This is a genomic window from Kribbella sp. NBC_01245, from assembly GCF_036226525.1.
Lineage (GTDB): Bacteria > Actinomycetota > Actinomycetes > Propionibacteriales > Kribbellaceae > Kribbella.
In genome coordinates this window covers 6566179-6587280 of sequence record NZ_CP108487.1, presented here as the reverse complement: position 1 = coordinate 6587280, position 21102 = coordinate 6566179, and the positions used below count along the sequence as shown (strand labels likewise).

The window sequence follows — 21102 nt, the reverse complement described above, 5'->3', positions numbered from 1 at the left end:
GAGCTTCCCGGCCCGGTTTATTTGTCGCCCGAAGTCAGGGACGCGGCATAGTGATCGAGGAACAGCCGGGCGACCAGGTCGCCCCGTGACGCGCTGCCGGATTTGGTGAAGATCGACTTCAGGTGGTCCTGCACGGTGTACGACGTCACCTGCAGCCGGCCCGCGATCTGCTTGGTGGACAGGCCTTGCGCGACCAACTCGGTGACCCGGCGCTCGCTATCGGTGAAGCCGTAGGCAGCGACCATCAGCGGCGCCATCTCGGCCGGACGAGCCGCTTCGAGCATCACCGCGACCGGCGAGTCCGGACCGTCACCCATGAGCGATCCCCGGACGATCAGCCATTGACCGGACCGGGTGCGCACTCGCGCCTTCGCCGGCCGGAGATCGGTCGGCGTTGTGGTGCCGCAGAGGGCACGAGCCTGGCGGGCAACGGCCGGAACCACCAGTGGCAGTTGAGCGCCTGCTCTGTCGCCGGTGCCCAACCCGTCCAGCCAGCGGTCCGCTGCCTGGTTCGACATGCTCACGCCGTCATCGGCGTCGAGGACCAGCAGGCCGACGTCGCCATGCCCAGCCTGTGCGTCGCCGAGCAACAGCCCCCGCCGGAGGCCATCGGCGATCACTCCGGCCATCGACGATACGAACTTCACCTCGGCGGGCGTGAAGTAGGGACGTTTCGCCTCGCGGAACACGGTCAGCTCTCCCCAGGTCCCCATGCCGCCGCCGAGCACCACCCGCAGCTCGTCCGAGAAACCACCCGGACGACGGATCTCCCGCTGGCGCAGGCTGCGGTCGAGATCGCCCGCGGTGACGTCGCTCAGGCTGGCCGCCGGGCCGTCCGCGTGGGCCAGCTGAACCCACTTGTTGAAGTCCGGCTCACGCACTTCGATCTCGACGAGCCGGAGCAACTCGGCCGCAGGCAGTCCGTTCTCGACGAACTCGGCGGTCGGCAGCAAGGTCGCCGGATCGACCGTCATCAGACAGCTGCCCTCGGCGGGCACAGCCCGGGCCAACGCCTCGCCGACGGCCCGCGAGAACTCCGGCACCGGCAACCCGCGGTGCACCAGCCTCACGATGTCGTCGCGGACGCGCGCCTGCGCCGCCACCGCGTTGACCATGCGGCGAATGTACGTCGGCCACGGGGCCGCCGTCCCAGAAAACTGGGATTCAATCCGTCGCCCCCATGCCGCAGGGTTGGGCGCATGGCAACCATTCGGCTTTATATGACCATGTCCCTCGACGGCTTCGTCGCCGGGCCGGAGGACAGCGCGGACGCGCCGATGGGCGTCGGCGGGTTCCGGCTTTTCAATTGGCTCGACCAGCGCTTTGACCCGGGGCCGAGCGGGCAGGTGTACAGCGAGGCGATGGCGACTCGCGCCTTCATCTCCGGTCGCCGTACCTATGAGCTGGCCGACCATTGGCAGGGCGACCACCACGACGGCGTACCGATCTTCGTCCTCACCCACGACGTACCGGCTGACCCGCCGCCGGGCAGCGTCCGCTTCGTCACCGAAGTGCGCGAGGCTGCCGCACAGGCCCGCGAGGCCGCCGGGGACGGCGAGGTGATGGTGCATGGGGCCGGGGCCGCGCAGGCGCTGCTGGTGGCCGGGGAGCTCGACGAGCTGGAACTGCACGTCGTACCGGTCCTGCTCGGGCAGGGGCGACGGCTGTTCGACAACCTATCGACAGAACACACCGAGCTCGAGCTGGTCCGTGCGCTGGACGGGCCGGGTGTGCACCACCTCCGTTACCGCGTCCTTCGGCCCTGAGGTTTTGCCCAGTGATTTTCTGTTAGCCCGTTACTGGCGGCTGCTGCCGGGTTACAGTCTGGGGCCATGCGCACCCGAGCACCGGCTGTAGTCGGCAGGGACCGAGAACTGGACCAGCTCCGGCTGGCTCTGAGTTCTGCCCGAACGGGTCTGGGCAGCGCGATCTTCCTAGTCGGCGAACCCGGGATCGGCAAGACCCGGCTGACCAATACGGTCACCTCGCTCGGCCTCGAGGACGGCATCGTCACCCTGCGCGGACGGGTCGGAACGGTCGGCCCGATGGTCCCGTTCCGGCCGTTGACCGAGGCGCTGCTGTCGCTGTTGCGCCGGGGTGAACTGGTGAACGTCGACGAGCTCGGGCCATACCGGAATGTGCTCGGCCGGCTGATCCCCGAGTGGCGGACCGAGACGACCGAGGCCGAATCTCCCTCGATCGTGGTGCTGGCCGAGGCGTTGCTGCGGCTACTCGGGTTGATCGGTCATGGGCGCGGTTGCCTACTCGTCCTTGAGGACTTGCACGCGGCTGACGCGGAGACGCTCGCCATCCTGGAGTACTTGGTCGACAACCTCGCGACGCTGCCGGTGCTACTTGTCGGCACAGTGCGGGCTCAACCCTGCAGTGCGCTCGACATGGCGCACCAGGCCGCCCGCGACGGCACTGGCGCCGTCCTGGAACTACGTCGGCTGAATCGCGTCGACACCGCCACGATGATCTCGTCGTGTCTCGCGATCAGCCCGGACGACGTACCGGAGGCCTTGACCGAGCGGATCTGGACCGACAGCGCGGGTGTGCCGTTCGTGGTCGAAGAACTCCTGCAGGACGTCACCGACTCCGGCCATCTCATCCCGACCGGAGATGGCTGGCAGGTCGTGGACGATCTTGCGACTGGCGTGCCGAGTGCAGTCGTTCGGAGCATCTCTAGCCGGACTGGCCAGCTTGGGCCGGAGGCGACGCGTCTACTCACTCTGGCGGCCGTGGTCGGGCACAGGTTCTCTCTACCGGTAGTGCGAGAGGCAACCGGCACAGACGAGCGGACGCTGCTTGCCACGTTGCACGCGGGAATGGCCGCACAGATCGTCGGGCCGGATGAGCCCGCTCCTGATTGGTACGCGTTCCGCCATCCGCTCACGGCCGAGGCGTTGCTGGCAGACCTGACTCCGACGGAGAGGGCCGACCTGTCGGAACAGGCCGCTGCTGCGATCGAGAAGCTCTACCCGGAGCTACCGGACGAGTGGTGTCCCCTGGTAGCGGAGCTCCGTCTCAGCGCGGGCGATTCGACTAGGGCCGGGCAGTTGTACGCCATGGCCGGTAGACGCGCTCTAAAGAGTGGCGCCGTCCTCTCGGCCGTGACCCTGCTGGACCGGTCAGACCAGCTACTGGCCGACGACGCCGACCCGGACGAGCGTGCCGACGTACTGGAGTCACTGCTGCTTGCACTCGGCGAAACCGGTCACTTCGATCGCGCGTTCTCCCTGGCCGATCGGCTCGACCGTCTCGACTCTGCGGGCCTATCCCGTGTGAGGCTCTCTGCCTTACACGCGCGGCTTGGAGCCATCGGAGATCTCGCAGCCCGTTGGGAAGAGGCCAACAAACACGTCGCGATCGCCAAGGCTCTACTCGGTTCCAACCCGTCAGACCGGGATGCGGCGCCAGTGGACGCTATTGCCGCTCACCTGGCCCTGAGCATCCCTGGGCCAGACCGGCTGAAGACGGCGGCCACTCTTGCCCGTAAGGCCGCCGCGGCCGCTGAGCGCGTTCCCCTTCCAGTGGTGGCTTGCGAGGCGTGGCAGCTCCTCGGCGTACTTGCGCGGGAGCATGACCTCGAAGAGGCGAACGCGCACTTCGAGAGGGCCGAGAAGTTTGCGGACGAGCACGGCCTGCCGATCGCGCGCGCCTATTCGCTCGTGCTCAAGGCCGGTACGACGTACCTGGCCGACGGGACGGTCGAGGAGATGGACCGGGCCCGTACGGCGGCACTGCGGATCGGCGCGATGCCCTTGGCGTACATCGCCGACGGGATCATGGCCATGCAGACCGTCTTGACCGGGAACTACGCGGTCGCCGCTGACATGGTCGCGAGCAGCCTCGACCTGGCGGAGCGGATGCAGGTCGGCCAGACGCGTTCGTACATCCTCGTGACGAAGGGGACGCTCGCCGCCCACCAAGGTCGTCGCCGGGCCATGGAAGAGGCACTGGAAGAGCTGGACCGCACTGGCACTGGTGCCGCGTATGAGTTGTCACTGGCCTACGGACTGGCTCGGACGTTCTGTGCGCTGCTGGAGGAAGACCGGGAGCTCGCGGGCCGTGAACTCGCTCAGGCGCTCACCTACGACGCAGAGAACCCGACAACCTTCCACGTCGCCGGGAAGAACGGCCTGAACCTCCTACTCGGCGTACTGGCTGGACGTGCGGGGTGGCAGCACTACGAGGCTGTGACGACGTCAGCCGCCAGCAAGATGCGGTGGAACCGTCAGTTCGTGGAACTCGCCCACGCCGTACTACTCGGCAGAGACGGCCAGGTGGACAAGGCCTCGGCAGCACTCGGCGACGCGTCCGCGCTGTTCCCGATGGCCCGGCACCTGGGTCGCCGGCTGGTGGCCGAGGAGGCGCAGAAGCACGGTTGGGGTACGCCGGTCGAGTGGTTGCGCGAGGCCGAGACGTACTTCCACGCGGCCGAGATCGCGCCGGTGGCGAGCGCCTGCCGAGGACTGTTGCGGCAGTTCGGCGCGTCGGTCCAGCAACGCCGGAGTGGCTCCGACCAGATCCCGCCGGCGCTGCGGCAACTCGGGGTGACCGCGCGCGAATATGAGGTCTGCCGGTTGCTGGTCGAGCGGATTGGGAACAAGACCATCGCGGAAAGGTTGTTCATCTCACACCGCACGGTGGAGAAGCATGTCGCTAGTCTGATGGCGAAAACCCAGCAGAATGACCGTGAGTCGTTGAGCGGCTTCGTTCGCCAGGTGCTGGCGGGTTAGTCACGATCCGGCACGGGTTCCACTTACGAATGTTCGCTTCAATATATGGTGGGCGGAGGCATGCTGAGCGGTAGCGAGGGGTCGGATATGAACAAGGCAACCGCGGGTGGCGGCGGTACGACGATGCTGCGCCGGATCAACGTGGCAGCGGTGCTCGACGCCGTCCGGCGTTCGGCGCCTGCTCCGTTGCGGGTGGCGGAGCTCGTCGAGCGCACCGGACTCGCCCGGCCGACCGTGGCCCAGGCCGTCGACGAACTGCTCGACGCGGGCTGGCTGCAACAGCACGGCCCCGACTCCGCCGACCGCTCACTCGGCCGCCCGGCCATCCGCGTCTCTCTGCGCGGCCGCGCCGCACCCGTGCTCGGGCTGGACGTCGGCCCGCACCGCGTGACCGTCGGCGTCTCCGATCTGGCCGGCCGGAAGCTGGCCCTGGTACGACGCTCCGGGCCCGGCTGGACCGCTCAGGAACTGCTCGGCGTCATCACCGAGGTGATCGCGGAAGCCCTGGCCGAGGCCGAGGTGCCCGCCGAGGACATCGCCGCCGCCGTCGCCGCCAGCCCCGGCATCGTGGACGAGCACACCGGCCGCGTCCGGCTGGTGCCCAGCGTGCCCGGCTGGTCCGCGATCGACCTGATCAAGCACGTGCGCAGCCTGCTCGACTGCCCGGTGATGCTCGACAACGACGCCAACCTGGCCGCCCTCGCGATCGCCGCCGCCCGCGGTGGCACCGGCACGCTGCTCGCCGTCCAGTGGGGTGAGCGACTCGGCGCCGGCATTGTGATCGACGGCCGCCTGCACCGCGGCACCGGCGCCGCCGGCGAGATCGGCTTCATCGCGCCCGACCCCGACGACGTGATCGACCCCGACGACAGCCGCGGTCCGCTGGAACGGGCCGTCGGCTCCGAAGCGATCGCCCAGCTCGGCCGCCAGGCGGTGCAGGCCCATCCCGAGTCGAAACTGGCCCAGCTCGGCAAGGACCACAAACTCGGCACGGCCGACGTCTTCGCCGCCGCGGCCGATCGCGACCCGGCGGCCCAGGCCGTCGTCCAGCAGGTGGCCCGCGCCTTCGCCCGCGCCCTCGCGCCCGCCGTCCTGGTCCTCGACCCGACCGCCGTCGTCATCGGTGGCGGCGTGGCCCGCGCCGGCGCCGTACTGCTCGACGCCATCAACGACCACCTCCGCAGCCTCACCCTCAACCACCCCAAGCTGGAGCTCTCCGCCCTGGCCGAAGACGCCGTCGTCACCGGCGCCATGCGCATGGCCCTAGACGACGTCTGGGCCCGCAAACTCCCCCAACCCGCCCTCGCCACCCCGTAGTCCGAGGCGCCTTGTCGAGATGCAGGGAAGATCGGCGGACTCCACGCGGGCTACTTTGACGAATCAGCTCGGCTGGCGGGGCGTCGTCAAAAGTGCAAGTCCGGTGATGGGTTCGTGGCGGGACCGTGGCTCGGCACGCGGCTAGGGCGTCTCGGCCAGCCGATCCTCCTGCAGGAACGGCCCCCGCTCGGGCCGCAGGCTGTAGAGCACCTCGAAGGCTTCGCGACGGACGTCCCGGGCCTCGTACGCGCCGGGAATTCCCATAGCCAGCTCGGACTCGCGGAAGGTGGCGAGCGCTTCGGCATCCTGGAAGAAGTAGATTCCGCACACGTCGCCCGTCATCGGCTCCCTGCCGTAGACCTTCTGGACGAGTCCAGGCACGTCGTGGAACAGCGGCCGTCGGGCGAGCAGCCGCCGATCGAACTCCGCCGTCTCGAGATCGCTCTTGATGCGGACGAACAGCACTGAGGACATCGCTCCTCCTTCTGAGCGAGGGCCCACTGCCGGAGCCCCAGCCGTCAGTCTGGGGCCGGGGCGTGTGAGCGGACGTGTGAGCCACGCGGCGTCTGCGGGCCGGCGGGGAGGAGGTCCCGAAGAACCGGGTTGTCGATCTTGTCGATGAGCAGTACGGCCGCGCTCCGCGCAGCGTGGTCCCCGAGCCGGTAGCGGTGCAGGTAGGCACGTGCCAGGAGCTCCCGCATGCCCGTCCGGGCGGTGAGCGCCTCCATGTCGGTGATCCACTTCGCGACGTTCCCGGCTCCGTGGTTGACGGCCACGGCACACAGGGCATCCAGCGCGTAGGCCTGCGCCCATAGGTAGGAGTCCGTCAGCCGCGCGGCCCGGACGTTGGCATCGAGGAGCCACTCCAACGCAGCGCCAGCGTCTCCATGCACGGCTTCGACCAGTCCCAATCCGCGGGCCCCCATGGCCTCCCAGCACGGGTCGCCCAACCGGCAGCCCTGGTCGAACGCTTGCTGGAACCCTCGGCCGGCCCGGTCGAGGTCGCCCTCCTCGAGGTCCACCTCGGCGAGCAGGCTCGCCGGCCACGGCAGGTACGTCGGCCAGGACGCACGGGCGATGTCGAGCGAGCGTGACGCCGCATCGCGGGCCGCGGCGAGGTCCCTCCTCAGCAGGTGCGCCCGGGCACTGAAAGCCAGGGCACGCGCCAGTGGTCGGGGGTCCTGGACCCCTTCGGCCAGCTCGACCGCCTTGGCGAGACGCTCCAGCGCCGTGCGGTAGTGGGCTGTGTCCGTGGCGCAGGCGCCGAGCAGAACCAGCGCAGTGGCGTCTCCCGACCGCTGGTCACCACCGACTGCCAGGGCTTCCTGGAGGAGCAACTCGGCCCGCTGGTATCGGCCCCGCAGGAACTCGATGAAGCCCAATTCGCGATAGGCGGCCGCGGTCAGCGACTGCTGCCCGGACTCGACAGCGAGCGAGATCGCCTCGTGAAGCGCCGCCGCTCCTTCGTCGTCCCTGCTCCGCACCACGCTGATGAGGCTCGACCCCAGTGCGATGAGCGCCTCCACCTGCGTCTCGACGCCACCGCACCGGTGTGCCTCGGCCACCGCACGGCGGAGGTGCCGGAGCCCCGGTTCGACATCACCGTGCGCGAGGGCCGCCTGCCCGGCATCGAGCTCCGAGCGCGCCGCGCTCGGCGTAGAAACGGTTGACGAGGTGGCCGGCTCAGAGACCGCTTCGACAGCGGCATAGGCGGCGACGACCTCGGGGCCGGGGTCGACTCCGAGCTCGGTCCTGAGCAGCTCGACGCACGCGTCGTAGTGCTGCTTGGCCGCGGTGCGCTCCCCGGCCAGGGCCAGGGACCGGATCAGCAGCGCCTGGAAGCCCTCGTCCAAGGGGTTGAGCTGGACCAGCCTTGTGGCGAGCCGGGCGCTGCCTCGGGGATCCCCCGCGCCCAGATGGGCGAGCCCGGCTTCGCGGAGCATCGCCTCCGTGGCGGCCCGGACATGGCGCCGCTCCGACATCAGCCACGCCTCGAAGGCCGGGCTCGTACCGAAGTGCATCCCTTCAAGCAATTCGCGTCCCAATCCCGGAACCCTGATGCCCTCCAGCCATGTCCCCCGGGTGACCACCTCGACGTCGACGAACGTGTCGCGCGGCAGGCACAGGTCGAGCGGTTCACCCCGCAGGGCATGGGGCTGGCCGAGGAGCCGGCGTACCTGTGAGAGGTTCCAGCGCAGCGCGCCGAGGGGATCGTCCGCCTCGTAGAACAACAGCTCGGCGAGGTGCTCACGGCTCGTGGGGAGCTCGGAACAGACGAGATAGGCGAGCAGCGCCCACGCCTTGCGACCCTTCGGGCCCGCGACAGGCTCGCCGTCCCGATGAACGGTCGGTTTCCCGAGCAGGTGGATCGCCAGCGCCATCGATCCGAACCTATACCCGGCCATAGGGGTGGGTATAGCTCTCTCGCGGCATTTCAGGCGGGCTGGCCCCCGCGCCATCCCGCAGTTCCCCTACGGGAGCCCGCGGAATCGGGGCCATCGCTGCATTCCCTCTTCGATCAGGGTCAGGGGGCGAGGATGGCTTTGGCTATGGCGTCGGGGCGGTCCAGGTGGACCAGGTGGGCGGAGTCCTGGAGGGTTTGCAGGTTGGCCTTGAGGCGGGCCGCGAGGGCGCGCTGGGGGCCTAGGCGGCAGCGGGCGGAGCTGGGGCCGACGCCTACCAGTTGGACCGTCGCGGGCGCCTCGACCGGGGACTCGAGCAGTTGGCCGACCTCGACCGCCATCGGCCAGCTGGCGGCCAATTCGTCCCAGAACTGGACCCACGAGCCGGGTGATCCGTACCGCTCGCGGACCGTTGCACGGTGCAACGGATCGCGGTCCGTCTCGGTACTCATCCGGAGCAGCCAACCACGCACGATCGGGCCGATCAACGCCGGTACGCCGAGATGGCCGAGGCCGCGTAATCCCTTGCGCACCAGGCGATCGCCGATCCGGCCGGGGTAGAGCAGACGATGCCCGGTCTCGTTCGCCAGGCTGGTATCGACCAGCACCAGGCGATCCACCTCGGCCGGCCGGGACAACGCCCAGCGCATAGCGGCGAGGCCGCCGATCGAGTGGCCGACCAGCCCGATCGGGCCGTCGCCGTCGACCCCGGTTGCCTGCCGCAACGAGTCGACCGAGGCGGTGACCGGGACGAGCCAGGGGTCGACCACCTGGACGTCGTACGACTCGGGCAGCAGGTCGATCACGCCTTCGAATTCCTCGGCGGTCTCAGCGAGTCCGGGCAGCACCACCCAGCGCCGTGCCTGTGTCATTGTGATCTCAACTCCGCGCCGCCACCGCTCAAGATTCCCACACCCTGGCCGACGGCGCCGCCCAATAGTGGAATGATCGATTCGTGCAGGCCCATTCTTGGCAGGCGCGGTTCGCGGGGTTGTTCACCCGAACCGTGGTCCTGGCGACCGTTTGGTCGTTCGTCGCGATCCCGCTGCACCTTGCCTTCCCCACCTGGGTGACCAAGGTCGACCAGGTCTTCCAGTTCCTCGGAATTCCGGCCGGGCACACGTTCTTCTCCGCGGTCTACCTCGCGGTGGTCGGCAGCGCCTTGGTCCGCGGCAAGCGGGCAGCCCTGCTCTGGGTCATCGGCGTCTGGGAGATCCTCTGGCTGTTCGGCGGGCTTGGCATCCTGGTCGTCGACACCAGCACCCTGGTGATGCCGGGTGACGCCGCACTGATCGACGAGTTCGGCCGCAGCTCCCCGGTCGAGCTGGCCGGCGCGATCGCCCAGGTCGCCGTGACCTGCGCGCTGATCGTGCTGCTGTGGAAGGTGCGGGCCCAGTTCCCGGCCCGGGTCACACCGGGTTCGCGCCGACTGGCCGTGATCACGCTGGTCGCCGGCCTGCTGCTGTCGGCCAGCGTGTCGGTCGCGCTCACCGAGCTCTTCGACAACACCCTGACCGGCCAGAAGCACAAGATCATCTGGGCCGTGAACGCCGCCATTGGTCGCTCCGGCCCGCTGGAAGTCGGCGAGCAAGGGCACGCCTGGGTCGCGCTGGTGGTGGGCGCGATGTCGGCCACCACGCTGTCGCTGGCCTTCGCGATCTTCCTGCGCTCCGTGCGCAAAATCCGGTACCTGAGCCAGACCGAAGAGCTCCGGCTCCGCAAACTCCTGCTCGAGCACGGCGAACGCGACTCCCTCGGCTACTTCGCCACCCGTCGCGACAAGGCCGTCGTCTTCTCCCCCACCGGTGACGCCGCCATCGCGTACCGGGTGATCAACGGCGTCAGCCTGGCCAGCGGTGACCCTATCGGCGATCCGGCCGCCTGGCGCGGCGCGATCCAGGTGTGGCTCGCGGAAGCCCGTACGTATGGCTGGTCGCCGGCCGCGCTGTCGGTGAGCGAGGAGGCCGCGCACGCGTACGTCGGTGCCGGGTTGCGCGCGCTCTCGATGGGCGACGAGGCGATCATCGACGTCGCCGACTTCACCCTCGAGGGCCGGACGATGCGCCCGGTCCGGCAGGCCGTCACCCGGGTCCAGCGCGCCGGGTACCACGCGACCGTCGTACGGCATGGCGACCTTTCCCCGTCAGAGCTCCAGCAGTACGTCGATCTCGCGGACAAGTGGCGCGGAACCAGGACCGAGCGTGGATTCTCGATGGCGCTCGGGCGGCTCGGTGATGGCGCCGACGCGCGTTGCGTGATGGTGATCGCGCGGGATGCCGCCGGTGAGGTGCGCGGGCTGCTGTCGTTCGTGCCATGGGGTGTGCGTGGTGTCTCGCTCGACCTGATGCGCCGCGACCCGGAGTCGGCGAACGGCCTGATGGAGTTCATGGTCACCTCGCTGATCGACGCCTGCACCGATCTCGGCGTACACCGGATCTCGCTCAACTTCGCGATGTTCCGCGAGATCTTCAGCGATGCCGAACGCGTCGGCGCCGGTCCGGTGCTGCGGCTCACCAACGCCACGCTGACCGCGGCCTCGCGCTTCTGGCAGTTGGAGAGCCTGTACCTGTCCAACGAGAAGTACTTGCCACGTTGGTCGCCTCGGCTGATCTGCTACTCGCGTGGTGGCTCGCTGCCGCAGGTCTTGATAGCGGCCGGTACGGCGGAAGGCTTCGTGCCCGCACCGCGTCCGTGGACCCGGATCGACCGGGTGGAAGCCGCTCTCTATCACTCGATCGCGGCGCCGGACCGCACCAGCTTCGCGACCTTCGTTCGTTCACAGGAGGAAGAACTCCTGCGACCGGCTCTGCCCGAGCGCAAGCTGACCGAACAGGAGCTGGTCCGTCGCGGCAAACTTGAGCAGCTCGCCGCGATCGGGATGGCGCCCTACCCGGTCGGCGTACCGTTCACCGATTCGCTCGGGCGGATCCGCGCCGAGCATGAAGGGCTGCCGCCCGACCATCGGACCGGCAAGAAGATCTCCACGACCGGCCGGGTGATGCGGCTGCGCAACCATGGCGGTCTGGCCTTCGCGGATTTGCGGGACGGATGCAACGATCTCCAGATCCTCTTGTCCGTAGAAGCTTGTGGCTCAGTTGCCCTGGGCAACTGGCGGCATCTGGTCGACATCGGTGACCATGTCGGCGTCAGTGGCGAGGTGATCACGACCCGGCATGGCGAGTTGACCATCGCCGTGACGGACTGGGTGATGGCCGCGAAGTGCCTGCATCCCTTGCCGGACAAGCGGCACGGCTTCACCGATCCCGAGGCGCGGGTCCGCCAGCGTCACCTCGATCTGGTGATGAACCAGGACGCCCTGCGGATGATGCACTGGCGCAGTACGGCGGTGCGCGCGCTGCGGGACGGGTTCGAGTCGCGCGGTTTCATCGAGGTCGAGACGCCGATGCTGCAGGCCGTACACGGTGGCGCGAACGCCCGGCCGTTCGCCACCCACATCAACGCGTACGACACCGAGCTGTTCCTGCGGATCGCGCCCGAGCTGTTCCTCAAACGCCTCAGCGTCGGCGGTCTCGGCCGGGTCTTCGAGCTCAACCGGAACTTCCGCAACGAGGGCGCGGACGCGACGCACAACCCGGAGTTCACCTCGGTCGAGGCCTACCAGCCGTATGCGGACTACACCGACATGCGCGAGCTGACGCGCCAACTGGTGATCGAGGCCGCGACAGCCGTCTTCGGAAAACCCATCGTGCTCCGGCCCGACGGCGAGATCGACATCTCCGGCGACTGGCCGGTCATCTCGGTGCACGACGCCGTCGCCCAGGCCGCGGGCTGCGCGATCGACCCGGGCACGAGCGTCCAGCGCCTGCGCGAGGTCTGCGCCGACCACGGCGTACACGCGGGTTTCGGGCAGTCCGCCGGCGAGCTCGTGCTCGAGCTGTACGACGAACTGGTCGAAGGCGAGACGGGCTTCCCGACCTTCTATACCGACTTCCCGCTCGAGACGTCGCCGTTGACCCGCACGCATCGGAGCGACCCGCGGCTGGCCGAGCGCTGGGATTTGGTGGCCTTCGGCGCCGAGATCGGTACGGCGTACTCGGAGCTGGTCGATCCGGTCGAGCAAAGGCGCCGACTCACGGAACAGTCACTCAAGGCGGCCGCGGGCGATCCCGAGGCGATGTCGCTGGACGAGGATTTCCTGACGGCACTGGAGTACGCGATGCCTCCGACGGGTGGTCTCGGCATCGGCGTCGACCGCTTGATCATGCTGCTGACCGGGCAGAACATCCGCGCCACCCTGGCCTTCCCCTTCGTCCGGCCCGCCGCGCGGCACTAGACGCTTAGGTTGCTTGGCGTTTAGGTCAGGCGCGCCTTGAGGGCAGTGACTTGGGTTGAGGTCAGACCTGCTTGCGTCAGGTAGGCCTCGGCGCCGCCGTACTTCTCGTCGAGGTGCGCGAGAGCGTGCGCGAGGGTCTCGCGGCGGGTGTCGAGCATCTCGAGTTTCTCGGCCCGGATTGCCGGGTCGGTAACACCTTCGAGCTGTTCGGCGAGGCGGCCCGCGAGACGTTCCTGGGTGAGCGCGTAGTCGTCGAGGATCTCGTCATCGTCGACACCGAGCAGGCGGAGTACGAGCGCGACGACGAGGCCGGTCCGGTCCTTGCCGCCGTGGCAGTGCACGACCACGCCTCCGGGCGGCGCGTCGGCAATGGCCGCAACCGCCTTGGCAAAGCCTGCCGGGTTGTTATCCAGCATCACGACGTACGTCGCAGCCATAGTCGGCCCGACCGGGTCATCCGGGCCGTGCACCGGTTGGTTGACCCACTCGGGCTGATCGGCGAACGGGGTTGGGCCCGCCTCACACTCACCCGGATTCCGCAGATCCACCACCCGCGAAACCCCAGCCGCCCGAACCGTCCGCACCCCGTCCTCCCCGAGGAACTGCAAACTATCCGCCCGAATCAACGCCATCCCCCGCACCACCCCACCCATCCCCCCTAGCTCCCGCACATTCACACAACCCGCCCACTCCAGATGATTCGCCACACCCCCATCCTCCCGCCTTTCTTTGCGTTCATTCGTCGGAATCCGCCCTCCCGCCATGGACCTGTGCATGTCCGCTGTGCTCAGAGGGCGGATTCCGACGAATGAACGCAAAGAAACGAGCCGGCCGCCTGCGAACCTCCCCGCGAGTGGTCGCGTCATACCCGACCACTCGCGGGGAAGAACCAGATCGTCGGGCCCTTGTGACCAGGCGTGTCGTGGTTCATCGGGCTCTTGTGACCAGGTTGTTTGTGACATCGGGAGTGTGACATTCGGCATGGCGTGATGACAGTGGCGTTCGGGCCGGATCACGATGGGGGTATGAGCGCTAAGGCGACCGTGACGGTCGACGGGGTTAACGGGGTCGAGATCGCGTACGAGCGGACGGGCTCCGGCGAGCCGCTGGTGCTGATGCACGGCATCGGGCATCACCGGCAGGCCTGGGATCCGGTGATCGACCGACTGGCGGTGGAACGCGACGTGATCGCGATCGACTTCCCCGGCTTCGGGGAGTCGCCTGATGTGCCGACGGGCATCGCCGACGAGGTTTCGGTGTACGTCCGCGCGATGACGGCGTTCTTCGAGGCCGTCGACCTCGATCGGCCGCATGTCGCGGGCAACTCGATGGGCGGACTGATCAGCCTGCTGCTCGGTCAGGCCGGAGTCGTCCAGTCGGTGACCGCCTTGTCCCCGGCCGGCCTGTGGACCTCCGGCCAACGCGCTCGTGCCCTCACGATCCTCAACACGATGCGGCAAGCGGCCCGCCGTACGCCGCCGATCGCCGTGGCGCGTCTGGCCCGGAGCAGGGCGGGCCGCCGGGCGATGACCGGCATGATCTATCACCGTCCGGCTCTGCGCGAACCGGCCGCGGTCATCGCCGAGACTGCCGCGCTGGCGAACGCGCCCGCCTTCGACCGGGTACTCGCGCTCGGCCGGAGCGGCGTGGTGTTCGAGGGCGACGTACCGGAGGTGCCGGTGACCATCGCGTGGGGTACGCACGACCGGATCCTTCAACCACGCCAAACCGCTCGCGCCCGTCAGCAGATCCCGGCCGCGCGGATGGTGAGCCTGCCAGCGTGCGGACACGTGCCGATGAACGACAGCCCGGACTTGGTCGCGCGCGTGCTGCTCGAAGGCAGTTCGCCCGGCTGACCGACGCGACTATTGGCGCTTCTGACCGCCCAGCTTGGTGACGACCAGGAGTACGACTCCGAGCAGGGTGACCGCGATTCCCATGCCAAGGAAGCCTGCCGACGGGGACGAACCCATCTGGGAGACGAGGATCAGAAGGACGCCGACGATGATCAACAGGACCATGTGCCGGGTGTAGCGAGCCAGCTGGGCGATCATCAGTCGATTCCTTGCGTTCGAGGGGTGAGCGGGACTGTATCAGGCGGTCGCCCGGGCACGCCGACGTCGGCGACAGCTCGAACAGCGACTCGGGGGAAGCGAGCGTTTGATGGCAGCAACACGACAGATCCGGAAAGTGTCGGTGCTGGCGATTAGGCTTGTTTATAAGAGGTTTGACCGAGCCTGATGGATTGAGGTGGCACATGCCCCTGCTCATCCGCCCACTGCCCTGGATCGCCGTTCTGGTCGTCTTCTCCTTGTCCGCCTGCAGTGGTTCCGATGAGCCACGGAGTCAGCCCGAGCCATCCGCACCTGGTGCCACGCCGACCGCCAGTGCCCCGAGTACGGCGCCGGCCGCGACGCCGTCGGTCAGTACGACGGTTGAGGCGCCTAAACCGTTGAGTGTTCCGGCGTATCGGGCGCTGCTGGGGCGGGTCGACGCGGCGATTCGGCCTGCTGCGCGGCAGGTGCATGTGGCGGGGACGATGCCGGCGTTGTCCGCGGGGCAGCAGGCGTTGGTGCGGGCGATGCGCAAGCAGGCGGATGGGTTGGAGGCGGCGCGGCCGCCGGCGCAGGTGGCCGCGCAACACTCGGCGTTGACGAGGTCGCTGCGTAGTGCGGCCGATCGCATCGAGGGATATCGGGGCATCTCCGCTTGTGGTGGTGCTCCGGCGTTGAGCGATGTCATCGAGCGCGATCTGCTGGCGAAGAACTCCGTTGCCGCGTCTGCCGCAGCCCTTCGTTCAAAGGGGATTCAGGTTGGTACGTTCTTGCCCGCGGCGCCTACGACTGGCAAACGTCGCGGTGAGAACGGTGAGGTGGTCGAGCGACGGGGCTCGCGTGGTTACACGCGCCTGGAGGTCGACAACACGTTGAATAACCAGGATGTCGCGGTGTCGGTTGTCACTGGAGCACCGACTAAGCCGCAGGCGATGATGTACGTCCGCGCCGGCAGCAGGGCGACGTATCAGGGGACGCGCGGGACATACAACGTCTATTTCAAGTCAGGCCACGACTGGGACGACCAACGCCACCAATTCACCAAGGACTGCACCTTCGAGAAGTTCGACGACCCCTTCACCGCCGGCTACCACTGGACCATCAGCCTAGTAGCCCGCGTAGGCGGCAACGCCTCCACCACAAAAGTCGACCCCTTCTAACAACAACCACACGCCCCTCCTGCGGGCGCCGACCGCAGGAGGGCCGCGTCGCAGAAGTCACGCGTGGGCGCCCGCCTGAAGGCAGTAGGCGGGCGCCAACCAAGCGGGGTGCGTTAGGGGGTGGTTAGCATTCGATTACGTTTACGGCTAGGCCGCCGCGGGAGGTTTCTTTGTATTTTACCTTCATGTCGGCGCCGGTTTCGCGCATGGTTTTGATGACCTTGTCGAGGGTTACGACGTGTTTGCCGTCGCCGTGCATGGCCATGCGCGCGGCGTTGATCGCTTTGACCGAGGCCATTGCATTTCGTTCGATACAAGGGATTTGGACCAAGCCGCCGACCGGGTCGCAGGTGAGGCCGAGGTTGTGTTCCATCGCGATTTCTGCGGCGTTTTCTACCTGCTCCGGCGTGCCACCGAGGACTTCGCAAAGGCCGGCGGCGGCCATGGAGCAAGCGGAGCCGACCTCGCCTTGGCAGCCGACCTCAGCGCCGGAGATCGAAGCGTTCTCCTTATAAAGAACACCGATGGCGCCAGCCGCGAGAAGGAAACGCACGACTCCGGCATCAGTAGCGCCGGGAACGAACCGGCGGTAGTAATGCAGCACAGCCGGGATGATCCCCGCCGCGCCATTGGTCGGCGCGGTCACGATCCGACCACCCGACGCGTTCTGCTCGTTGACCGCCAAGGCGAAGAGGTTCACCCAGTCCATCACCTTGAGCGGATCAACCGAATACCGATCATCGCTCAGCTTCTTATGCAAACCGTAGGCCCGCCGAGGAACCTTCAGACCACCCGGCAACACGCCCTCGGTCTCACACCCCTCGCGCACGCAGTCCTGCATCACCTGCCAGATCCGCAGCAGCCCGGCCTCGATCTCGTCGTCGGTCCGCCAGGCCAACTCGTTCGAGCGCATCACTTCACTAATAGGCAGTTGCGATTCACGGCACCGCGCGAGCAGTTCCGCACCACTCAGGAACGGATACTTCAGCGGCGTACGGTCCGGCACGATCCGGTCCCCCGCGGCCGCCGTCTCATCCACGACAAACCCGCCACCGACCGAGTAATACGTCCGCTCGCGCAACACCTCGCCCGCGGCGTCCCGAGCCAGGAAGGTCATCCCGTTCGGGTGGTACGGCAAGGCCTTGCGGCGGTGCATCACCAGGTGGTTCTCGTCGAACGCGATCTCGTGCTCGCCACCGAGCCGCAGCCGGCCGGTGGAGCGGATCGCCGCCACCCGGTCGTCGACGGTGGTGGTGTCGACCGTCTCGGGGTCCTCCCCCTCCAGGCCGAGCAACACCGCCTTGTTGCTGCCATGCCCATGTCCGGTCGCACCGAGTGAACCGAAGAGCTGAGACTCCACTGCCGCCGTACGGGCGAGCAGGCCGTCGGCCGTCAGGCCGGTCACGAAGGTACGGGCGGCTCGCATCGGGCCCACGGTGTGTGAGCTCGACGGGCCGATCCCGATGCTGAAAAGGTCGAATACGCTGATCGCCACGGAGGTTCCTTCTGGTCGCCTTTGACCGGTCGGTATGCCTCCCCGCTCTGTCGAGCATGCGCTCTCCAGAGGTGCCTAGCCCGGGCGGTGAAGGTGCCTGAGAGATTCTCGGGGAGAGTTGCTCCTACGGCGCCCGGATCTGGTCCGGGTCTCTCCCGCGCGGGTTCATGCGGCTGATTTGCAGTTGTAGTAACTGAATTCTGACGCGACGGTACGGCGCGGGCGACCGGCGCGTCAATCCGCGGGCACGGCCGGAGTCGACTTGAGACCAGTGTGACGAGTGGTCAGGTAATCAGAGGCGATGGGTGCGGCGGGCCCAGAGCTCGAAGAACCAGGTGAAGAGCGGCGGGATGCTGGCGGCGAGCGCGGCCAGGGTGATCGGCCAGCTCCAGCGCAGCGGGCCGCGGACGACCATCACCGTGATCACGTAGGCGATGAAGATGCCACCGTGGATCGGGCCGAAGATCTTCACGCCGATCTCGTTGTCGGACAGCACGTACTTGAAGAGCATGCCGATCAGCAGGCCGGTCCACGAGATCGCCTCGGCGATCGCGATCGCACGGAACCAGGTGGCATGCCGGGACGTGCCGGTCGTTTGCGGGGCTTGCACGGTCTCGGTCATCACCCAGCAGCCTACCGGGGTGGCAACCGGGACCGGCCGGGGTCAGCCCGGATGTGGCGAAGACCACCGGCGCCGAGGATCGAAGGACAAGATTTCCCTCGCATCCGAAGGACATTCCGCTGTGAAAGCATTGCTGCTCGCCACGACCGCCGGCCTCATCGCCGCGGGCACGCTAGCGCCAACGGCCCATGCCACGACCGGTACGGCGACCGATCCGCCCGCATTGGTCTGGCAAGACTGTCCGGTCGACGCCAACGACATCCCCGCACCGCAATGCGCGATGCTCCAGCTCCCCGTGGACTGGAACAACCCGAGCGGACCGACGTACGGCCTGAAGCTGGCCCGTCGTACGGCGACCAACCAGTCGGCGCGAGTCGGCGCGATGGTGTTCGGCGCGGGTGGACCCGGCGACTCCGGCGTCTACCGAATTCGCGAGGGCATCGACCGCTTTAGCGACGAGCTGCGCAGCCGGTTCGACATCGTGAGCTTCGATCCGCGCGGAGTCGCCGGCAGCAATCCGGTGGTCTGCTCGGCCGCACTACTGGCAAAGGCGCCGTCGCCGATCATCACCAGTCAGGCCCAGTACGACGCCACTATCAAGTACAACCGGGAGCTGGCGGCAGACTGTCGCAAGAACACCGGCCCGCTCTTCGAACACCTGGACTCGCTGCAGTCCGTCAAAGACCTCGAGGCCATCCGTGAGGCCTTGGGCGAGGAGAAGCTGACCTTCCATGGCAGTTCCTACGGGACGATGCTTGGCGCGCAGTACGCCGAGCAGTACCCGCAGAAGGTCCGGGCAGTCGTACTGGAATCTACGGTCGACCACAGCCTCAGTACCCGGAAATTCCTTGATACACAGGCAGAAAGCGCACAGGACTCGTTCGACGAGTTCGTGAAGTGGTGCGACCGTACGACGACCTGTGCCCTGCACGAGCGCGACGTACGCGAGCTCTGGGCCGACCTACTCGTCCGTGCGGGTCGTGGCGAGCTAGCGCAGCCGCGAGACCCGAAGCAGGCGCTGACGCCGTTCACGCTGAGCTTCCTTGCCACCAAGTTCTTCAAGGAGCCTGAGTGGTCGCAACTCGCGCTGACCCTGAAGGCACTTGAGGTGAGCAAGCCGCCCGTTGGTCAGCCCGGCGTCCCCACCGGCTTAGGGCAGAACCCGATGCTCGTGTTCTGCCAGGACTGGGATCTGCCGGTGCGCAGTTACTCCGAGTACGCCGCACACCTTCGCCGGTTGGCCCGTATCGCGCCTGAGATGAAGTACCCGGGTGCACTGATCGCGACGTCCACCTGTCTCGGTAGGCCGGCACAGGTCGACAACCCGCAGCACCGTCTCGACGTACACACGAACATCCCGTTGCTGGTGACAACCGCCGTGCACGATCCCGTCTCCGGCTACAACTGGGCGACGAGTGTGACGCGGCAGCTCGGGCGTCACGGCGTACTGCTCACGTACGACGGTTGGGGGCACGGGACGTACAGCAGTTCGCCTTGTTCGAAAGCGTTGATCGACAGCTATTTGATCAGCCAGGCCGTGCCCGCTCGCGGCACTCACTGCCCGGCGTTGAACCGGTTTAGCGAAGGGTCGCCCTCGGTTCATGTTCTGTATGCACAGGGTGACCCTCACGCTTGGGTCGGCTCGGCAAGGGATCGGCGAAGGCTTTCCCTTGACCGGGTCGACCGAGGCAACCATTACGTTCTGTCCGCTTGTGGTGATCGTCCGTAGCCCCAACCATCTTCCTCACTGTGGCCTTTGAGGCAGGCCACCAGAGGAAATCGGATGTGACCCATGCGCAGATCCATCGCAGCCGCCGCCCTGTCCCTGGGACTGGGCTTGACCGCCCTCGTCCCCGCACAGGCAGCAACTGCCGCTCCGTTGACCGACAAGGCCGACGGTGTCTACCAGATCCTCGCCAGCGACTGGGGCATCTCCCCCAGCCAGGCGAAGGCCCGCCTTGACGCCGAGCACAAACTCGCCGGCGCACTGACCAAAGCCCAGGCCGTGACCGACGGCGCCTTCTTCAACGAGGCCCGCCAGCTGGTCGTGAACGTGCACTCGGAGACCGCCGCCAAGGTCGCCCGGGCGAACGGCCTGACCCCTCGCACCGTCGCCCGCGGCGAGAAGGCACTCACCAAGCTGCAGGCGCGAGTCGAGAAGCTCACCGCCAACTCCAGCCAGGTCCAATCGATCGGCGCCGACCTGCCGACCGACCGCCTGCAGGTCGTACTGATGCCCGGCAAGCAGACGCCCGCAACCGCCAAGCTGGTCAAGCAGCTCAAGGCGATCCCCGGCGTGGACGTCAGCACCAACTCCGTCACCTTGCAGTCGCACGCGGACGTGATCGGCGGCCAGATCATGGACCTGGTCCCAGGTTCGTGGTGCTCGCTCGGCTTCCCCGGCATGCGTAACGGCAACAACGTGCTGCTGACGGCCGGACACTGCGTGGAGAACAACAACGACGTGCTGAACGCCCAGGGCGTGCACATCGGCAAGGGCATCGGCAGCCGCTTCCGTACCGGCCAGCCGAGTGTCGACATGGGTCTGATGGACATCGACGCCGAGGATGTCGGCCGCGGTTACATCGACAACCGCAACGGCACCACGACCCGGGTCACCGGTTCGTCGAAGGCGCCAGTTAACACGACCATTTGCAAGGCCGGTAACACAACTGGCTGGACCTGCGGCCGGATCACGCAGTACAACCTGACCGTCAACTACGGCAGCCCGAGCGGCGCCATCACCCGCACCAGCGGTCTGGCCCGCTCGACCGTCTGCACAGAGGGCGGCGACTCGGGTGGTGCGTACATCTCCGGCACCACCGCGCAGGGCATGACCTCCGGCGGTCCGAACGACGGCCACGACTGCGGCTTCAACCAGGGCCACAACGCGACCGGGTCGTACTCGTTCTACCAGCCGGTCGTCGACGCGGCGAACTACTACGGCGTCAGCCTCACCCTTGGCTGATCAGTAGCACCTGAACCACTCGCGCCCGCGAGGATTCCGAGCCGCCAC

At 67.7% G+C, this 21102-nt stretch carries 16 protein-coding genes and 1 riboswitch; of the genes, 8 read left to right on the top strand and 8 right to left on the bottom strand.

The window, feature by feature from the left end:
* Positions 1-17: 17 nt before the first annotated feature.
* Positions 18-1115 (bottom strand): helix-turn-helix transcriptional regulator, encoded by a 1098-nt coding sequence (locus OG394_RS30075; RefSeq protein ID WP_328990520.1) that lies wholly within the window; start codon positions 1113-1115, stop codon positions 18-20.
* Between the two features lie 84 nt (positions 1116-1199).
* Here OG394_RS30075 and OG394_RS30070 point away from each other — a divergent pair, with 84 nt between their 5' ends.
* From OG394_RS30070 to OG394_RS30060, 3 genes are all read left to right on the top strand, one after another.
* Positions 1200-1766 carry a dihydrofolate reductase family protein gene (locus OG394_RS30070; protein ID WP_328990519.1) on the top strand — a complete coding sequence of 189 codons (567 nt, stop codon included), beginning with the start codon at positions 1200-1202 and terminating at the stop codon, positions 1764-1766.
* 66 nt (positions 1767-1832) lie between these two features.
* On the top strand, positions 1833-4742 hold the full coding sequence (locus tag OG394_RS30065) for a helix-turn-helix transcriptional regulator (RefSeq protein WP_328990518.1): 2910 nt from the start codon (positions 1833-1835) through the stop codon (positions 4740-4742).
* 87 nt (positions 4743-4829) lie between these two features.
* A complete protein-coding gene (locus OG394_RS30060; protein ID WP_328990517.1) occupies positions 4830-6059 on the top strand; it encodes an ROK family transcriptional regulator in 1230 nt (409 codons plus the stop codon).
* Positions 6060-6200: 141 nt separating this feature from the next.
* On the opposite strand, the gene OG394_RS30055 is transcribed toward OG394_RS30060, so the two are convergent.
* The 3 genes from OG394_RS30055 to OG394_RS30045 all read right to left on the bottom strand — a co-directional run bounded on the left by OG394_RS30055 (position 6201) and on the right by OG394_RS30045 (position 9333).
* A complete protein-coding gene (locus tag OG394_RS30055; protein WP_328990516.1) occupies positions 6201-6533 on the bottom strand; it encodes a hypothetical protein in 333 nt (110 codons plus the stop codon).
* 44 nt (positions 6534-6577) lie between these two features.
* A complete protein-coding gene (locus OG394_RS30050; RefSeq protein ID WP_328990515.1) occupies positions 6578-8440 on the bottom strand; it encodes a BTAD domain-containing putative transcriptional regulator in 1863 nt (620 codons plus the stop codon).
* 143 nt (positions 8441-8583) lie between these two features.
* Positions 8584-9333, bottom strand: coding sequence for an alpha/beta fold hydrolase (locus OG394_RS30045; RefSeq protein WP_328990514.1), 750 nt, complete (start codon positions 9331-9333; stop codon positions 8584-8586).
* Positions 9334-9416: 83 nt separating this feature from the next.
* On the opposite strand from OG394_RS30045, the gene lysX reads away from it, so the two are divergent.
* The gene (gene lysX / locus OG394_RS30040) at positions 9417-12755 is read left to right on the top strand and encodes a bifunctional lysylphosphatidylglycerol synthetase/lysine--tRNA ligase LysX (protein ID WP_328990513.1); all 3339 of its coding nucleotides are present in this window, start codon (positions 9417-9419) and stop codon (positions 12753-12755) included.
* A 20-nt stretch (positions 12756-12775) separates the two neighbouring features.
* On the opposite strand, the gene OG394_RS30035 is transcribed toward lysX, so the two are convergent.
* Positions 12776-13462: a tyrosine-protein phosphatase gene (locus OG394_RS30035; RefSeq protein WP_328990512.1), complete on the bottom strand. Its 687-nt coding sequence runs from the start codon at positions 13460-13462 to the stop codon at positions 12776-12778.
* 318 nt (positions 13463-13780) lie between these two features.
* On the opposite strand from OG394_RS30035, the gene OG394_RS30030 reads away from it, so the two are divergent.
* Positions 13781-14611, top strand: a complete 831-nt coding sequence (locus OG394_RS30030) for an alpha/beta fold hydrolase (RefSeq protein ID WP_328990510.1) — start codon at positions 13781-13783, stop codon at positions 14609-14611.
* Positions 14612-14620: 9 nt separating this feature from the next.
* On the opposite strand, the gene OG394_RS30025 is transcribed toward OG394_RS30030, so the two are convergent.
* Positions 14621-14809, bottom strand: coding sequence for a hypothetical protein (locus OG394_RS30025; RefSeq protein WP_328990509.1), 189 nt, complete (start codon positions 14807-14809; stop codon positions 14621-14623).
* Positions 14810-15012: 203 nt separating this feature from the next.
* Between OG394_RS30025 and OG394_RS30020 the strand changes: the two genes are divergently transcribed.
* Positions 15013-15969, top strand: a complete 957-nt coding sequence (locus tag OG394_RS30020) for a hypothetical protein (protein WP_328990508.1) — start codon at positions 15013-15015, stop codon at positions 15967-15969.
* Positions 15970-16093: 124 nt separating this feature from the next.
* On the opposite strand, the gene OG394_RS30015 is transcribed toward OG394_RS30020, so the two are convergent.
* Together OG394_RS30015 and OG394_RS30010 are read right to left on the bottom strand one after the other, a co-directional pair.
* Positions 16094-17464 carry an L-serine ammonia-lyase gene (locus OG394_RS30015; RefSeq protein WP_328990507.1) on the bottom strand — a complete coding sequence of 457 codons (1371 nt, stop codon included), beginning with the start codon at positions 17462-17464 and terminating at the stop codon, positions 16094-16096.
* 75 nt (positions 17465-17539) lie between these two features.
* Positions 17540-17632, bottom strand: a riboswitch (glycine riboswitch).
* A 124-nt stretch (positions 17633-17756) separates the two neighbouring features.
* Positions 17757-18086: a DUF3817 domain-containing protein gene (locus tag OG394_RS30010; protein WP_328990506.1), complete on the bottom strand. Its 330-nt coding sequence runs from the start codon at positions 18084-18086 to the stop codon at positions 17757-17759.
* A gap of 121 nt (positions 18087-18207) precedes the next feature.
* Between OG394_RS30010 and OG394_RS30005 the strand changes: the two genes are divergently transcribed.
* Together OG394_RS30005 and OG394_RS30000 are read left to right on the top strand one after the other, a co-directional pair.
* Positions 18208-19815 (top strand): alpha/beta hydrolase, encoded by a 1608-nt coding sequence (locus OG394_RS30005; protein ID WP_328990505.1) that lies wholly within the window; start codon positions 18208-18210, stop codon positions 19813-19815.
* 63 nt (positions 19816-19878) lie between these two features.
* Positions 19879-21054: a S1 family peptidase gene (locus OG394_RS30000; RefSeq protein WP_328990504.1), complete on the top strand. Its 1176-nt coding sequence runs from the start codon at positions 19879-19881 to the stop codon at positions 21052-21054.
* The last annotated feature ends 48 nt before the right edge of the window (positions 21055-21102 follow it).

What these genes read in the sequence shown, in the direction of transcription:
- OG394_RS30030 (WP_328990510.1), top strand. Translation starts at nt 13,781, where the DNA reads ATGAGCGCTAAGGCGACCGTGACGGTCGACGGGGTTAACGGGGTCGAG.
- OG394_RS30065 (WP_328990518.1), top strand. Translation starts at nt 1,833, where the DNA reads ATGCGCACCCGAGCACCGGCTGTAGTCGGCAGGGACCGAGAACTGGAC.
- OG394_RS30045 (WP_328990514.1), bottom strand. Translation starts at nt 9,333, where the DNA reads ATGACACAGGCACGGCGCTGGGTGGTGCTGCCCGGACTCGCTGAGACC.
- OG394_RS30060 (WP_328990517.1), top strand. Translation starts at nt 4,830, where the DNA reads ATGAACAAGGCAACCGCGGGTGGCGGCGGTACGACGATGCTGCGCCGG.
- OG394_RS30070 (WP_328990519.1), top strand. Translation starts at nt 1,200, where the DNA reads ATGGCAACCATTCGGCTTTATATGACCATGTCCCTCGACGGCTTCGTC.
- OG394_RS30025 (WP_328990509.1), bottom strand. Translation starts at nt 14,809, where the DNA reads ATGATCGCCCAGCTGGCTCGCTACACCCGGCACATGGTCCTGTTGATC.
- OG394_RS30055 (WP_328990516.1), bottom strand. Translation starts at nt 6,533, where the DNA reads ATGTCCTCAGTGCTGTTCGTCCGCATCAAGAGCGATCTCGAGACGGCG.
- OG394_RS30075 (WP_328990520.1), bottom strand. Translation starts at nt 1,115, where the DNA reads ATGGTCAACGCGGTGGCGGCGCAGGCGCGCGTCCGCGACGACATCGTG.
- OG394_RS30050 (WP_328990515.1), bottom strand. Translation starts at nt 8,440, where the DNA reads ATGGCGCTGGCGATCCACCTGCTCGGGAAACCGACCGTTCATCGGGAC.
- OG394_RS30010 (WP_328990506.1), bottom strand. Translation starts at nt 18,086, where the DNA reads ATGACCGAGACCGTGCAAGCCCCGCAAACGACCGGCACGTCCCGGCAT.
- OG394_RS30020 (WP_328990508.1), top strand. Translation starts at nt 15,013, where the DNA reads ATGCCCCTGCTCATCCGCCCACTGCCCTGGATCGCCGTTCTGGTCGTC.
- OG394_RS30000 (WP_328990504.1), top strand. Translation starts at nt 19,879, where the DNA reads ATGCGCAGATCCATCGCAGCCGCCGCCCTGTCCCTGGGACTGGGCTTG.